The 14853-nt window shown below is 52.4% G+C and carries 12 protein-coding genes and 1 tRNA gene; 2 read left to right on the top strand and 11 right to left on the bottom strand.

Annotation, left to right across the window (positions count from 1 at the left end; genetic code table 11):
- Nucleotides 1-156: 156 nt before the first annotated feature.
- On the bottom strand, nucleotides 157-870 hold the full coding sequence (locus tag KP806_RS19500) for a M48 family metallopeptidase (protein WP_224725422.1): 714 nt from the start codon (nucleotides 868-870) through the stop codon (nucleotides 157-159).
- Between the two features lie 300 nt (nucleotides 871-1170).
- Here KP806_RS19500 and KP806_RS19495 point away from each other — a divergent pair, with 300 nt between their 5' ends.
- A complete protein-coding gene (locus KP806_RS19495; protein WP_224725421.1) occupies nucleotides 1171-1356 on the top strand; it encodes a hypothetical protein in 186 nt (61 codons plus the stop codon).
- 80 nt (nucleotides 1357-1436) lie between these two features.
- Here the strand turns inward: KP806_RS19495 and KP806_RS19490 are convergent, their stop codons facing one another.
- On the bottom strand, nucleotides 1437-2201 hold the full coding sequence (locus KP806_RS19490) for a sugar phosphate isomerase/epimerase family protein (protein WP_224725420.1): 765 nt from the start codon (nucleotides 2199-2201) through the stop codon (nucleotides 1437-1439).
- 91 nt (nucleotides 2202-2292) lie between these two features.
- Between KP806_RS19490 and KP806_RS19485 the strand changes: the two genes are divergently transcribed.
- Nucleotides 2293-2487: a Beta-galactosidase C-terminal domain gene (locus KP806_RS19485; RefSeq protein ID WP_224725419.1), complete on the top strand. Its 195-nt coding sequence runs from the start codon at nucleotides 2293-2295 to the stop codon at nucleotides 2485-2487.
- 113 nt (nucleotides 2488-2600) lie between these two features.
- Here the strand turns inward: KP806_RS19485 and glmS are convergent, their stop codons facing one another.
- From glmS to KP806_RS19440, 9 genes are all read right to left on the bottom strand, one after another.
- Nucleotides 2601-4433 (bottom strand): glutamine--fructose-6-phosphate transaminase (isomerizing), encoded by a 1833-nt coding sequence (gene glmS / locus KP806_RS19480; RefSeq protein ID WP_224725548.1) that lies wholly within the window; start codon nucleotides 4431-4433, stop codon nucleotides 2601-2603.
- Between the two features lie 570 nt (nucleotides 4434-5003).
- Complete coding sequence (gene glmM / locus KP806_RS19475) at nucleotides 5004-6347, bottom strand: phosphoglucosamine mutase (protein WP_224725418.1); 1344 nt, start codon at nucleotides 6345-6347, stop codon at nucleotides 5004-5006.
- Between the two features lie 69 nt (nucleotides 6348-6416).
- Entirely contained in the window at nucleotides 6417-7793 is a 1377-nt protein-coding gene (locus KP806_RS19470) for a CdaR family protein (protein ID WP_224725417.1), read from the bottom strand.
- A complete protein-coding gene (gene cdaA, locus KP806_RS19465) occupies nucleotides 7786-8628 on the bottom strand; it encodes a diadenylate cyclase CdaA (RefSeq protein WP_224725416.1) in 843 nt (280 codons plus the stop codon). Before cdaA ends, KP806_RS19470 begins: the two co-directional genes overlap by 8 nt.
- Nucleotides 8629-8778: 150 nt before the next feature.
- Nucleotides 8779-9417, bottom strand: coding sequence for a zf-HC2 domain-containing protein (locus KP806_RS19460; protein WP_224725415.1), 639 nt, complete (start codon nucleotides 9415-9417; stop codon nucleotides 8779-8781).
- A 110-nt stretch (nucleotides 9418-9527) separates the two neighbouring features.
- Nucleotides 9528-10094, bottom strand: a complete 567-nt coding sequence (gene sigW, locus KP806_RS19455; RefSeq protein WP_224725414.1) for an RNA polymerase sigma factor SigW — start codon at nucleotides 10092-10094, stop codon at nucleotides 9528-9530.
- Between the two features lie 372 nt (nucleotides 10095-10466).
- Complete coding sequence (locus KP806_RS19450; protein ID WP_224725413.1) at nucleotides 10467-11594, bottom strand: S1C family serine protease; 1128 nt, start codon at nucleotides 11592-11594, stop codon at nucleotides 10467-10469.
- A gap of 148 nt (nucleotides 11595-11742) precedes the next feature.
- A complete protein-coding gene (gene ppc / locus KP806_RS19445; RefSeq protein ID WP_224725412.1) occupies nucleotides 11743-14547 on the bottom strand; it encodes a phosphoenolpyruvate carboxylase in 2805 nt (934 codons plus the stop codon).
- A gap of 156 nt (nucleotides 14548-14703) precedes the next feature.
- Nucleotides 14704-14777, bottom strand: a tRNA-Gly gene (locus KP806_RS19440).
- Nucleotides 14778-14853: the final 76 nt, after the last annotated feature.

The raw sequence follows: 14853 nt of genomic DNA, 5'->3' as shown, positions 1-14853 counted from the left end.
GATTATGGCATTGCTGTCTGCAAAACATGGTTTGGAGCGCTGGAACCGTTACCGGTGCCGGAATGCTTATTTCACAACCGAGCGCGTTCACTCTTTCCGGCAGTTCATTTACAAGCTCTGAAAACTTTTTATACGGCGCAGGCAATTCTGCATTGTTCATCGTCTCTTCATGCAAGCTCTCTTGGAATGCCCCATAATAATGGCCTTTAATCGCAATCGTGTCAGCGCTTCGGCAGCCGTATTTGGGCTTGTTGCTTCTGCTGCTTTTTTATCGGCAAGGTATTCTGCGTTTCTTCTGAGCGGAAAGCTTTGATTGATGATAAACGGCGTATACCGCTTCCCGAACCATGTGAACAAAAATCTCAAACGATTATTATCCCGCTCAAGAGTGTCAATAATCTGGCTCCAGGTTTGGATCACGCGATTCGTGAATGCGCCATGCATAGTGTCCTTGTTGGAGATGTGTGCCAGTTCATGTGCCAGTACACTTTTAAACTGCATCTCGGTCAAGCCCATCATCAACGGAAGACCAACGACCAGAATGTTTTTGCTTGGCGTGAAAAAACCAAATTTAGTAAAGGAGGTTACGTACGCATTGTAGCTCTCATCGACAATGATGTGATGAATTTTCGGTGTTTTGATTTCCTTCCTTAGCTCCTCAACCAAACGTAACAAAGGTCCCGCTTCCGCTTCCGTGACGTACAAGCCGTTTGGCATCTCGTTCTTAACGAACAACGATTTAATGACTAAATAACCGACTACGACATTAATTAACGCCAGCTTTATCAACGCATAGGAGAGTCCGTTTTGAATGAGTTCCCAAACTAAAAAGCCAGACAAAGCCAGGAACAGGGCCACAAACAATACCACGTAACCGTACCCGACGAGCAGCAAAACTGTTGTTTTTAATTGATAAAGCTTTGGATTTCAACCAATTGTTTTTCCAATTTCTCTCGAAGCAATCTATCGCTCATGTCTTCGTTTATTTCTAGTCTCCTTAATATTATGGAAATTAAAGCAGTTAATAATATATCACATAGTCTGAGGACAAAATATAGGAAAAAAGCGCCGTTTCGGGCGCTCCTCCTCTCGTCTATTTTTCGTTAATTTGACCATACTGGTGATAGAGTTGAATGGTTTTACATCGCATTCAAAAGGAGGAGATCATCCATGTTTAACCCTGATGAATGGACCAAACGAGCCATGAAAATCCAAGGAAAATCTAAAATCGTCTATATCAACGAACATACGGGACTAGCAAAGCTGCGAGTCACCTTTACGAAAGAGCAGCAGGATGCACTTGATCGTAAAAGAATGGATTTTGTTCAGCCGTTCAATAATTCGTTCACGGAGTAAAGCCGCAGGAACAACTTGTCCTGCGGCTTTTTTCTTTTTTCGAGCCCATTATTATGATTGTATGGAGTGACGTATCATGTCTAGCTGAAAGTCATTTTCATATAGGCCAGGCTTTCCGGAAGCTCCGTTTCGGGATTGTTCACCGTACATTCAGCGGATATCATCCCCTTATACCCGGAAGCCTGCAAAGCGGCAGCGAAATCCCGGTATGGGTATCGCCCTGTCCCCGGTGAAAGCCGCCCCGAATCGGCCAAATGAATATGGGCGAGCCAATCCTTGTTCTGAACGAGCGTATGCAGCGGTTCTTTTTCTTCATCCATGTGATAAAAATCAGCTAAAACCCGAATAGACGGGTGATTCATCTGTTTCGCGAACATGACAGCTTCTGAAACACGATTGACGAAATTGGACTCTTTCGAATTCAGCGGCTCTATTGCTAATGCTACACCGGTACCGGATAATTCACTGGCAATCCATCCTAGCAGTTGAACAAACTGCTCCTCTGCAGCTTTCCGATCCCATCCGTCAGGGACATTGCGAGACCGTCCGCTTCCAAGAACAGCCGTTTTTGCTCCGATCTTGTTCAGAGCCGATGCGGCTTTATGGATATATCGCCGAACTCGTTCTTGATCGACTTCCGGGCCAATCACTTTCATATCGCCTGGAAAGAAGATATTGAATGCCAACACAGGGAGCGGACTATTTACATAAAGAGGAAACCTTTCATTAAAATGCACCTGATTTTCAAGTTCAAGAGATGCTAGCGCGCACTCGATATAATCGAACCCCATCCGCTTTAAAGTTCCCGCATCCTCGATTCCTTTACACCAACCAAATGAATACATATCTCACCTCTTGGCTTCAACTGTAAAGAACCATTCCCCTTTCATTATAGGTTATTAGCAATAAATCAAAATGGGTGAGAGTAAGATTGGCATGTCAGATAGTAAGGTTTTTGCGCCGCGGCGCGGCGACGGGTTCGACGTTTGGGTCGTCGTCAACATGGACGGCAAAGGCGGCTCCGTCACGCTTCCGCTCGCAGGCTTCGATGCGCTTACGCAGGAGCGGTTCGCCCCCGGCAGCAAGCTGGAGCTCGGCAGATACGAGCATAGAGTAATTCGATTTGCATGAAAAAAAGAGGTTATCTTAAAGCAGTGCTTGAAGATAACCTCTTTGTTATTGTGGTAATTATCTTTCACTTTTTAATCATCAGACAGGTAACTTAATATTAATTGCCTTAACTACTATTCCACCGTAACGCTCTTCGCCAAGTTCCGCGGCTTATCGACATCATGCTCCAAAGCAAGCGATGCATAATACGAAATCAGCTGCAGAGGGATAACCGACAAGGCTGGCGACAGGATCGGCAGCGTCTTCGGAATGGCGAACAGCTCATCCACGGATTTGCTTACCTCTTCCTCGGAGCCGATGTTCGCGATACCGAGAACGTGAGCGCCGCGCGCTTTTACTTCCTTGATATTGCTGAGCGTCTTCTCGTACAGCTCTTCCTGCGTCGCCAAGGCGATGACCGGAATGCCTTCCTCGATGAGGGCCAGCGTACCGTGCTTCAATTCACCAGCGGCGTAAGCTTCAGAGTGGATGTACGAAATTTCTTTCAGCTTCAGCGAGCCTTCTTGAGCAACGGCATAATCAATGCCGCGGCCGATAAAGAACAAATGTTTGTGGTGCGAGATCGACTCAGCCACCTGCTTCAGAACCGGAGCCTGCTCCAAAATTTTATCCACCTGCGCCGGCAGCTGATGCATGGATGCGATGATCTCCGAGATTTCGGCAGAATCCTTCGTGCCAAGCGTGTTCGCAAGATGCAGACCGAACAGATAGAATGCAATCAGCTGCGACGTGTAAGCTTTTGTCGATGCTACCGCGATTTCAAGGCCTGCCCAAGTAATCAGGACATGATCCGCTTCGCGGGCAACCGAGCTGCCCACTACGTTCGTAATCGCCAGTACGCGGGCACCATTGCGCTGAGCTTCGCGAAGCGCAGCGAGCGTGTCGGCTGTTTCACCCGATTGGCTGACGACGATAACAAGCGTATCCGGCGTGATGATCGGCGAGCGGTAACGATATTCCGAAGCGACATCCGTTTCTACCGGGATGCGTGCCAGCGTCTCGATAACCGATTTGCCGACAAGTCCAGCGTGGTAAGCCGTGCCGCAAGCTACGATCTGAACCTTACGGATCGACTTGATGTATTCGTCCGTCATTCCCAGCTCTTTCAGATCGACCGATTTGCCGTCTTCCGTAATGCGGCTCATCATCGTATCGCGGTAAGCTTTCGGCTGCTCATAAATTTCTTTCAGCATGAAGTGATCAAATCCGGCTTTCTCCGCCGTTACGAGATCCCAGTCGACATGAAATATTTCCTTGGAAATACTTTCGCCTTCAGTCGTCAGAAGTTCGACACTATCGCGTGTCAATACGGCCATTTCGCCGTCGTTCAAAATGTACACGTTGCGCGTATGCTCGAGAATCGCCGGAATATCCGAGCCGATGAAGTTCTCGCCTTCGCCAACACCGATTACAAGCGGGCTTGCAAAACGAACCGCAACGAGACGCTCAGGCTCGTGCTCCGTCAATACACCCAGCGCAAAAGCTCCGCGCATCCGCTTAACCGCGCGTTGAACGGCTTCTACGATATTCCCTTTATATTCATCGGCCACCAGGTGAGAAATAATCTCCGTATCCGTCTCCGATACGAATACATGTCCTTTCGCCGACAGTTCTTCTTTCAGGTTCAAATAGTTTTCGACAATCCCGTTATGCACGACCGAAAATTTCGCGGAATTGTCGGTATGAGGATGCGAATTCACATCCGAAGGCTTACCGTGAGTCGCCCAGCGCGTATGTCCGATTCCGACCGAGCCGTTCAGCGGCTCTTCGCGCAGCAATCCCTCAAGGTTAGCCAGACGCCCCTTGGATTTTGTAATTTCCAGACCGTTCTTCGTGAAGACAGCGATACCGGCGGAGTCATAACCCCGGTACTCCAGCTTCTTCAGACCTTCGATCAAAATATCCTGCGAGTCACGTTTCCCAATATATCCTACGATTCCACACATAATGAATAAGCCTCCGATTAGGTTATTTCCCGTCCCGACCGGATGCCTGCCAATGTGCGGCAAAGGCAATATGAAGTTGTCACAGATCCATCCTGTTCTAGCTGAAAATGTAACCCCTCTGCCCGTGCCCGCATCGTTTGCGGCCTCCTGGACATACGGGAGCAAATGATGAATAAATAACGCAGCCTGCCGCACGTTTGTCAGCCCGGTCGCCCGGACGTTTTGCGTTACGGCTGTCGGTTGGCTTGCCTGTACCGGAAGGTCCCCGCCGAATGTTTCGAACACCTTCACCTCGTCAGCTTCCCGTATGATTCCCGCTTCACAACCATCTTAATCAGCGTCTGTGAAAGCCGAATTCATCACGCAAGCTCTGGCGCTTAACTGTATTAAATAACCTCTACCCTCTCTTTCCTTCTAGAATCATACTACCTATCATATTCATTTTCCGCCCACTCTGCAACCTTAACCTTGAAAATTTCCGCTTGTTTCCACAAAAATGTGCAAAGAGGGCCTGTCGGATGCCCCATCCGACAAACCCTCGACAGCATTAGACAAACGAAAGACAAACGTTTAGCCGAGCTCGCTTTTTACGACTGCAGCGATTTGATCGACATAAGCCTCAACCTGCTCTTTGTCAGGACCTTCCGCCATAACGCGGATCAGCGATTCCGTTCCGGATGGACGCACCAGCACGCGGCCGTTGTCGCCAAGCTCGCCTTCCACCTGCTTCACCGCAGCTTCAATCGCCAGATTGCCTTGGTACAGGCTTTTGTCGGCAACTCGCACGTTCACAAGCTTCTGCGGATACTTGCGCATCAAGCCTTTCAGTTCGCCCAGCTTCTTGCCGGATGCCGCAACCGTATCCACCAGCTGCAGAGCGGTCAGAATGCCGTCACCCGTCGTGATATGATCCAGGAAAATCACATGACCGGATTGCTCGCCGCCCAGATTGAAGCCGCTGCGGCGCATTTCTTCCATGACATAGCGGTCGCCTACCGCGGTTTGCGCGGTTTTCAGGCCTATGCTCTCCGTTCCTTTGAAAAAGCCGATATTGGCCATGACTGTCGTAACGACCGTATCGTGCTTCAGCTTGCCTGCGCGCTTCATCGCATCGCCGATAATGCAAAGAATAAAGTCTCCGTCCACTTCTTCGCCGTTCTCGTCGATAGCGATCAGACGGTCCGCATCTCCGTCAAAGGACAAGCCGAGATCCGCGCCATGCTTCAGCACCTGTTCCCGCAAATATTCCGGATGCGTCGAACCGACTCCCGCATTGATGTTCAGGCCGTCCGGCTCAGCGCCTACCGTCAAAATTTCCGCCCCAAGCTCGCGGAATACGGCGGGAGCCAGCTCATATGCGGCGCCGTTCGCGCAGTCCAGCACGATTTTGAGGCCGCTGAAGCCGCCTTTGATGGTCGTTTTCAAGTAGTCGAGATAGCGCTGCTTCGCGCCTTCGTCGAACGAAACGGCACCGATCTCTCCGCCCTCCGGACGAGGCAGCGAATCGGTCTCAGCATCTATGAGCTGCTCGATTTCCAGCTCTGTTTCATCGGACAGCTTAAAGCCGTCGCCCGCAAAAAACTTAATGCCGTTATCTTCCACAGGATTATGCGATGCCGAAATCATGACGCCCGCATCCGCCCCAAGCTCCTTCGTAATATAAGCGACAGCCGGCGTTGACACAACGCCAAGGCGCACGACGCTCGCTCCAATCGATAATAAACCGGCTATAAGCGCGGATTCGAGCATCGGACCCGAAATACGCGTATCGAGGCCAATGACCACCTTAGGTTTGGCTGTTGCCGTTCTCGTTAACACATAACCGCCGCAGCGGCCGATTTTGTATGCCAGCTCAGGCGTAAGCTCGCGATTGGCTACGCCGCGCACGCCGTCCGTTCCGAAATATTTCCCCATTGTAAATAAGCTCCTTTGTCATCTGGTTCGTTTCTGGTTTCTCACTTCATTCAATGTAAACCGCGTTAATTACGTGCTTGCGTTCCCTGCTCCGGTATTGCCGCCGCTTTCTTCCTCCTCAGGCACAGCAGGCGTGCTGTCCGGGGTTTCGGTTGGCGTAGAGCCGGTTTCCTCCGTCTCCTCCTGCCCCGCTTCGGCCGTAGCGTTATCCACGATTTCAATCGTAGCCGCAAGCTTCTGCCCGTTGCCGAGCACGGTTTCCACGTAGGCCGGCACATCCACCTCAAGCGGCACAACGTGCGAGCCGGGCTCGAGCCCCTCCACGTTCGCCGTGATACGGATATCGCCCGCACTGAGCTCGGACAGCACGGTTTCCGCACCGCTTACGGTCAAGCTCATTTTGCCGTCCGATGGGGCCCGGATAAACGCCGACGTTCCGTCCTTCACGCCCTCAAGCTGGATGAGAAGCCCGTTAAACGTCCGCTTGACGATCGGAGCGACGACAACTTCCAGCGTGATCTCGCCGGGCTCCACTCCTTTAAGGCCGTTAACCGGCTCCGTCTTCACCTGCACGCTGCCCGACTCCTTCACCTTGGACAAGTCCAGCACAACGCCGTCGTATACCTGCAGCTCATCCAGCGTCTTCTGGTCGCCGTACACCGTGACCTCTTCGACTGCCGGCTTCACCGAGACCAGGCTCAAATTGTCCGGCAGGCTGCCTGTCGTCCTCACTTGCAGAGGAACCGATTTGAAAGGCGGCGTCACCTTCGCCTCGACGTGCACCGTTTCCGGCGACACGATCGCATTTGTCATCTCAATGCCGTCCGAGTCGTAGACGACCACCTTCGCCCTCTTGTTAACGACATTTTTGTCCGCGCCCTCTACATTGAGCTCCGCCGCGACGACGCCGACCCTGCTCATGTCGTCCTTCGGCAGCGTGACCTGCACGGCGGCGGCCGTCTCGGCCATCGTCGGCGTTCCTGCGATGTATCCGTCCGCCGGCTTCCCTGTCGTGAGCAGCTGAAGCTCAAACGGCTTTGTCAAAATCTCCTCGATCTGCACCGTCACCGTACGCGGCGACATCTGCACCAGATCGATGCCCTTAGGCAGATCTACGGTCAAAGGCAACTCCTGTATGCCCGGCTTTGCATCCTTCAAATCCACTTTCACGATATAATCATCGTCCGATGATGCCTTCATGAGGTCCGTCAGCCGTCCCTGCACGTCCAGACGTATGACGGTCGGCTCCATGGCGGACAACACATATTTATCCTCATCCAGGCCATCCGTCGTGATGACGGCCGCCTCGATCGTTTTTGTATCATAGCTGGAAGTGGCGGTCTGCGGCGACGTATCCGGATCGATATGTACAACGGCCCACAATAATAACCCGACAACAACCGAAATAATTTTGAGCGCATTCGGATGACTCAGCCATTTATCCATGTCCGCCTCCTTTCCGCCTCCACCACATCGACACGCCGGTTCGCTCCTTACTGCGTCCATTGGTCTTCGGCGTCAGCTCATCGAACAGCTTCGAGATAAGCGACTCTTCATTAATATCGCGCACGATCATGCCGCCCAGCGACAAGGAAACTTGCCCGGTTTCCTCCGATACCGTAACGGATACCGCATCCGTCACCTCGCTTACCCCAATGGCGGCGCGATGGCGCGTCCCCAGCTCCTTGCTGATAAAAGGGTTCTCGGACAGCGGCAGGTAGCAGCCTGCAGCCATAATCTGATTGCCCCGTATAATAACCGCTCCGTCGTGAAGCGGCGTATTCGGCGTAAAAATGTTAATCAGCAGCTCCGACGTGATTTTGGATTCCATGCGGATCCCCGATTCGACCAGCTCGCTGAGACCTGTACTTCTCTCAAATACGATGAGAGCCCCGATCTTCCTTTCGGACATGAACCGTACCGCTTTAATCACTCCGTCAATCTGCTCGCTCATGGCATCCCGGTCCAGCAAATACGAACGGGCGAACAGCTTGCCCCGTCCGAGCTGTTCCAGCACCCTTCTCAGCTCCGGCTGGAAAATGATCAGAACGGTCACGATCCCGAACGTAAACATCTGATTCATGAGCCATTTTAACGTATATAGATTAAACCAGGTGCTCAGCGCCCATACCGCCACCAGCACGAATATGCCCTTCAACAGCTGAACCGCTCTTGTCCCGCGGACTAGCAATATCATTTTATAAATAATAAAGCTTACGATGCCGACGTCGATAATGTCCTTTACATAATCATGCCAGGTTAAATCCGTGAAATAGCTCATATGCCAACCCCCAACAGACCAACGCTTGTCTCTATGTTCGTATTCCAACTTTATTATTTTCTAGATACGGGATTGGAAATCCTTTTTTTCAAAAAAACTTTCAAGAATGCTTTAAAAAAAACACCTCCCTGCACAAGGGAGGCTGGTAGCTTAACGCGAATCACCGCCAAAGGTTTGTGTCACTTTATACCAAAACCAGTCCAGCGCTTGATCGATGGTCCGGCTTTGTCCTGCTATATGACCGGTGGACGCCAAATTGAGGGTGCCGTCGATTACGGTCACGTTGCCGTCGATTTCACCCTTCACATCTGCAGTTCCGTTCTCCACCGTTAAGCTTCCGGTCAAATGCGCGCCTTCCGGCACGATTACGGTATTGCCCTCTATAACAACCTGCTGAAGATCCTCGCCCGATACAACCAGCTTCGTGTCCTCTTCCCACATCGTGAAGAAGCTGCCAAGCATGACGAGCGCGAATACGGCAGCTGCGGTTAAGCCGGGATACTTGTAGATGAACCTTACGATCCCGCTCCGCTGCTTGCTCTTCTGCTTCGGAAGCTGCTGCATGATGCGCTCGGTCAACTGCTCCGATGCTTTCTTGTCGTATTCCGCAGCCGGCTTAATCGCCTCTAAAGTTTGGAACGCCGCAGCGTCCGTCTTCTGGAGCTGTTCAAACCGTCCTCGGCAAGCCGGACAGGAAAGCAAATGTGCTTTCAACGTAGCTATATCATCACGTGGCAGCTCGCCGTCCAAATAGTCATGCATCCATACGATGGCGACGTTGCAATTCATAGCAGCCAGTCCTTTCTTTCACTTGCTCGCGCATTAGTTCTATTCTCGTATTAGGATACGTAGCTGGTCTCAGGGATGTTTCAAAAAAATTTTCCCAATTGGCCGATCCTTTATAATTTGTGCTCCAGCTTCTTGCGCAGAAATTCCCTTCCCCTATGTACGCGAGTTTTGATCGTCGTTACCGGCATGTCCAGCACGTCGCCAATTTCCTGCAAGGACATATCCTGCATATAACGAAGCGTCATAACCGTCTTATATTTCGGAGGCAGCGACGCGATCGCCGTGTGAACGATCCGCTGCGTGTCCGACAGCAGCAGCTCCGATTCCGGAGTCCGGTTATCGCTTGGAATCATCGAGTAGCCGTCCAGCCCTTCATGCTCCGTCGACTCCGCATCGAGCGAATACGAGGGCTTCCGTTTGCGCAGCCGGTCGATGCATAGATTGGTGGCAATCCGGTATATCCATGTCGAAAATTTCAGCGTGTCGTCGTACCGGTCCAAGTTTTTATAAACGCGAAGAAAAGTATCCTGAACGACGTCCTCCGCTTCCTGGCGGTTGTTCAGCATACGATAGGACATATGAAACAGCTTATCCTGATAAAGGTCGACAAGCTCGGCAAATGCCTGCTGATCGCCTCTCAGCGCCAACTTCGCAAGGCGTGCTTCCAATACATTCACCTTGACTCCTCCAACCCTTCCGTTCGTTCGGCATCGTCCTGAGTGTCCATCCATAAAAATGGTAATGCACCCGAACTCAAAATGCAAGACCGCCTCGCGAATTGCACATATACCTGCCCATTATAAACGTTTGGTAAAGGTACAGCAATCGACCTTAGGCTAGGTTTCGAAGCCGACCTTTGACCGGGAAAAGGACTTATGGCGCAAACATAAACGTCCGGCAATGAGCATGACCCGTTAGCTGCATCTTTGCGCAGCCTGTTTCTGTGCCACCCTCTGGGCGGCAAAGCTTTTTTCGCGTTCAAAAAGGCCCGGAAGCCCCTTTCCGGCTTCCAAGCCTATGCGAAAATCAGCTTCCTTCCTTCATGCGCATTACAGCGTATTCGTCTTCAGCTGCTCCAGCACCTTCGTAATCGTCGTAGTCGGAATTGCAAATCCGATGCCTTGCGCTTCCGCATTCACGGCCGTATTGATGCCGATCACTTCGCCTTCTTCATTCAGCAGCGGCCCGCCGGAGTTGCCTGGATTAATAGAGGCGTCCGTCTGCAGCAGATGCTCGTATTGGTACTCGCCCTGCTCATCCGAGATCGTAATCGGACGCTCCTTCGCGCTCAGCACGCCCATCGTCAGTGTCTGGTCGAAGCCGTACGGATTGCCGATCGCCATCACCCAATCCCCGATTTTCGTATCCTCCGAGCTGCCCAGCTTCAGAGCAGGAAACTCGTTGCCATCCGGGCTTTCAACCTTCAGTACCGCCAAATCCAGGTCATAGCTCGAGCCGAGCACTTCGGCCGTCAGCGGCTCGTCATAGCCCTGTACCGTTACCTTCACTTCCTTTGCGCCGGAAATGACATGTTCATTCGTCAAAATGTAGCCGTCCGACTCGAAGAAAAATCCCGTACCCGAACCTGTCAGCTCCAGCTCCGCTGCACTTTGCTCTTGCGTCTGCTGCTGCTCCTGCCCGCCTCGTCCACCCCCGAAAAACTGCCGGAAGGCCGGATCGTCGAACATCGAAGCGGAGCGCTGCGGCTCGGCGTACGTCTCGATTTTGACGACGGCGGGGCTTGCTTCCGCATACACATCCGCAATATCATCGCTGGTGTTGAAGGAAGCGGTGCTGATGCCGGCATCCTGCTGTGCGGAGCCGTCAGGCGCTTCGCCGGACGTCTGCTGGGTAACCGGCGCTTGTCCGGCGCTGAACAGATTGTTTTTGTCGGCCATGTAGGAGAATCCTCCGATCACCATCGCCCCGACGAGAAACGAAGCCAGCATCGTCCGTGCTGAGCCGGCGCCGGCGCGCTTCCTGCGGCCTCCTCCTCCCGATGCATTCATCAAGCCCATATGAATGCCAAGCTCTTTCTCGTAGGAGGCTTTCAAGTCTTTCGCCGAATTGGAGGATTCATAAATATAAGTAGTAGATGGTTTCTCTGCCGCAGTTGCCGATTTATGATCATTCGAATTAGGACCGACGGGTTCCGTGCGTTTATAATCATCGTTCATGGCGCTCATCCTTTCAAGGTGAAGTGTCTGTTCCTTATGTGTCTATCATGAAGGATGTACCTTAAACGAAACTTAAGCGAATTTAAATGCGGCATAAAAAAACCAGCCCCGGCATAAACGCCGGGACTGGCTTGCTTCTTCTATATCATTAGCCCGTATTCCGAAGGCCTGCGGCAATTCCGTTGATCGTCAGAAGCACCTCGCGGAGCAGCTCCTGATCATCCTCTTCCTTGTCCCGCAGTGCGCGAAGCTCGGTCAGCAGCTGAACCTGCATATAGCTGAGCGGATCGACGTACGGGTTGCGCAAGCGGATCGACTCCTGGATAACAGGAACATTATCCAAAATTTCCGATTGGCCCGTAATGCCCAGAATAAGCTCCGAAGTCAGCTTGTATTCCGTCTCGATTTGCTCGAAAATACGGTCGCGGATCGTTTTGTCCTTGATCATATCGGCATATTCCTTGGCGATCAGCAAATCCGCCTTCGCCAGTGCCATTTGAAGATTGTCGATGAGCTGACGGAAGAACGGGAATTGCTCGTACATCGTACGCAGCGTCTCCAGCTTGCCTTCGTCCTCGCCCACATACTGCTTCAGCGCCGTGCCGGCCGCATACCATGCCGGCAGCAGGTAACGGCTTTGCGTCCATGCAAATACCCATGGAATCGCACGCAAATCTTCGAAACGGTCACTGTTCTTCCGCTTCGACGGACGGGAGCCGATATTCAGCTCGCCTACCTCAGGCAGCGGTGTCGATTCCTTGAAATACGTCAAGAAATCCGGATCGCGGAAAATCAAATCCTGGTATTTCTTAAGCGCCGTCTCGGAAATCGAGCGGGCGATTTCATCCCATTGCGCTTCCGCTTGCGGAGCCTGCTCCGGATACTTCGCCAGGCGGGCCGCCGTAATCAGCGCCCAAGTCGCCTGCTCGAGGCTGCGGTATGCGATGCCCTGCATCGAATAACGCGAGGAGAGCACCTCGCCCTGCTCGGTAATCTTGATGCCTCCGCCAATCGTATGAGGCGGCTGCGCCAAAATGCTGCGGTTCAGCGGCATACCGCCGCGGCCGAGCGCACCTCCGCGGCCGTGGAAGAATTTCAGCTTCACGTCGTAATCTTTGCCGGCTGCCGTAATTTCGTTCAGAGCTACGCGCAGCTCCCAGTTCGCCGTAACAACGCCGCCGTCCTTGTTGCTGTCGGAGTAGCCGAGCATGATCTCATGCAGATTGCCTCTAGCTTCCACCGCTTGACGGTAAATCGGCAGCTCGAACAGCTCCTTCATGATGCCCGGAGCCGCATGCAGGTCGTCGATCGTCTCGAACAGAGGCACCGACTGCAGCGTGCAGCGGACCGTTCCGTCCGATTCCTTGCGGAACAGGCCGACTTCCTTCGCGAACACCATGACCTCAAGCATATCGCTTGCGGCCTGCGTCATGCTGATCAGGTAGCTCGAAATGCAGTTCACGCCGAATTCCTGCTGGGCGCGGTAAATCGTATGGTAAACGTCGAGACATTCGCGCGTCGAATCCGAATAATCCAAATGTCCGGAAGTGAGCGGACGCGGATCGTTCAGCAAACGGTGAAGCAGGTCCGTCTTCTCCGCTTCCGACAGCGAAGCGTAGTCCGAAACGATGTTCATCTTCGCCAAAATTTCAGCCATCGCATTCTCATGCTCCTGGCTGTGCTGACGTACGTCAAGCGTCATGAGATGGAAGCCGAACAGCTCGACCTGTCGAACGAGCTTCGCCACATCCGTATCCGCCACGTAGTCCGCATAATGCTGGCGCAGGCTGCGGTCGATCACGAGCAGATCCTCGCGCAGCTCGCTTGGATGGTTATAACGCATCAGGGAGCCCTTCAGCGACTCATCGCGCGTATTGGCGAGCTTCTCCAGCATGAAGCCAAGCTTGATGCGGTAAGGCTCCTTCGTATTTCTCCACAAATCCACACATTTCAGCTCGACATGCTCACGGTCGGAACGGATCGACTCGACAAGCTCATCGGATACCGTAACCAGATTCGTGCTGAAGCTGAGAAGGTCCATCAACTCGTGAAGCTTCTCTTCGTATTTGCGGATCGCCAGCTGGCGGTGCAGCGTCAGCGTCTCCCAAGTGACTTTGGCGGTAACCGAAGGGTTGCCGTCACGGTCTCCTCCGATCCAGGAGCCGAAGCGGAGATAGTCAGGCACATGCCAGTTCTCGTCCGGGTAATATTTGCTCAGGCAGCGCTCAAGCTCTTCATAGACGCTTGGGAGCACTTCGAATAAGGTTTCATCAAAATAATACAGGCCGTTACGCACTTCGTCGATGACGGTCGGCTTACGGTCGCGAAGCTCGTCCGTCTGCCATAGGATCAGAACTTCGTTCATGAGCTTCTCGCGCAGCTTCTCGCGCTCGCGGTAGGTCAGCGTCGGATTGTCCAGCTCCATCACGTCAACCGCAATCCGTTTGTGAATATCCAGCACCGCACGGCGTGTAGCCTCCGTCGGGTGAGCCGTCATGACAAGCTCGAGGGAAATGCCGTTCAAAATATCCTGAACGTCTTCAATACCGATGCCGCGTTCCTTCAAATCCTGGATCGCGCTCTCGACCGAGCCGCGCTGCACGGCTTCGCCTGCAGAAACCTCGTAATCGCGTTTCCGTCTAATCCGGTGATTTTGCTCGGCAATGTTAACAAGCTGAAAGTAGATCGCGAACGCCCTGATCACCTGGTGTCTGATTTCCGGGCTTAGCGACGATACGGTTTCCTTAAATTGCTCGAATAGCTCCGGCACGAATTCCGCACGAAGAGCCTTGCTTTGTTCACGAATGCGTTCTACGATTTCAAGCAGCTCGCGCCCGCCCTGATGGACAAGCACTTCGCCGAGAATATTGCCTAGAAAGCGGACGTCACGTCGAAGCAAGTTGTATGCTTGCGGCCGGCTTGTGGTCAAAGTTGATGCAGATTGATCCGACATACTGTTCCTCCTAAATACTTCTTGAACGTTTTTTGACTCCTAATATCATACTACAAAACGGGGCGTGGTTGAAGCCCTGAAGCATGAGATTAACTGGAGGAAATGTTATACAAAATAAAAAAGCCCTTGATTTCTCAAGGACTTGTCGTTTGTGGTTGGAGCGGGTGATGGGAATCGAACCCACGCCATCAGCTTGGAAGGCTGAGGTTCTACCATTGAACTACACCCGCACAAACAAAAATCTTAAATGGTCGGGATGACACGATTTGAACATGCGACCCCCTGGTCCCAAACCAGGTGCTCTAC

It is taken from the genome of Paenibacillus vietnamensis, from assembly GCF_020169515.1.
GTDB lineage: Bacteria > Bacillota > Bacilli > Paenibacillales > Paenibacillaceae > Pristimantibacillus > Pristimantibacillus vietnamensis.
Note: the sequence above shows the minus strand (reverse complement) of the source record. Positions and strands in the feature narration are given on the sequence as shown.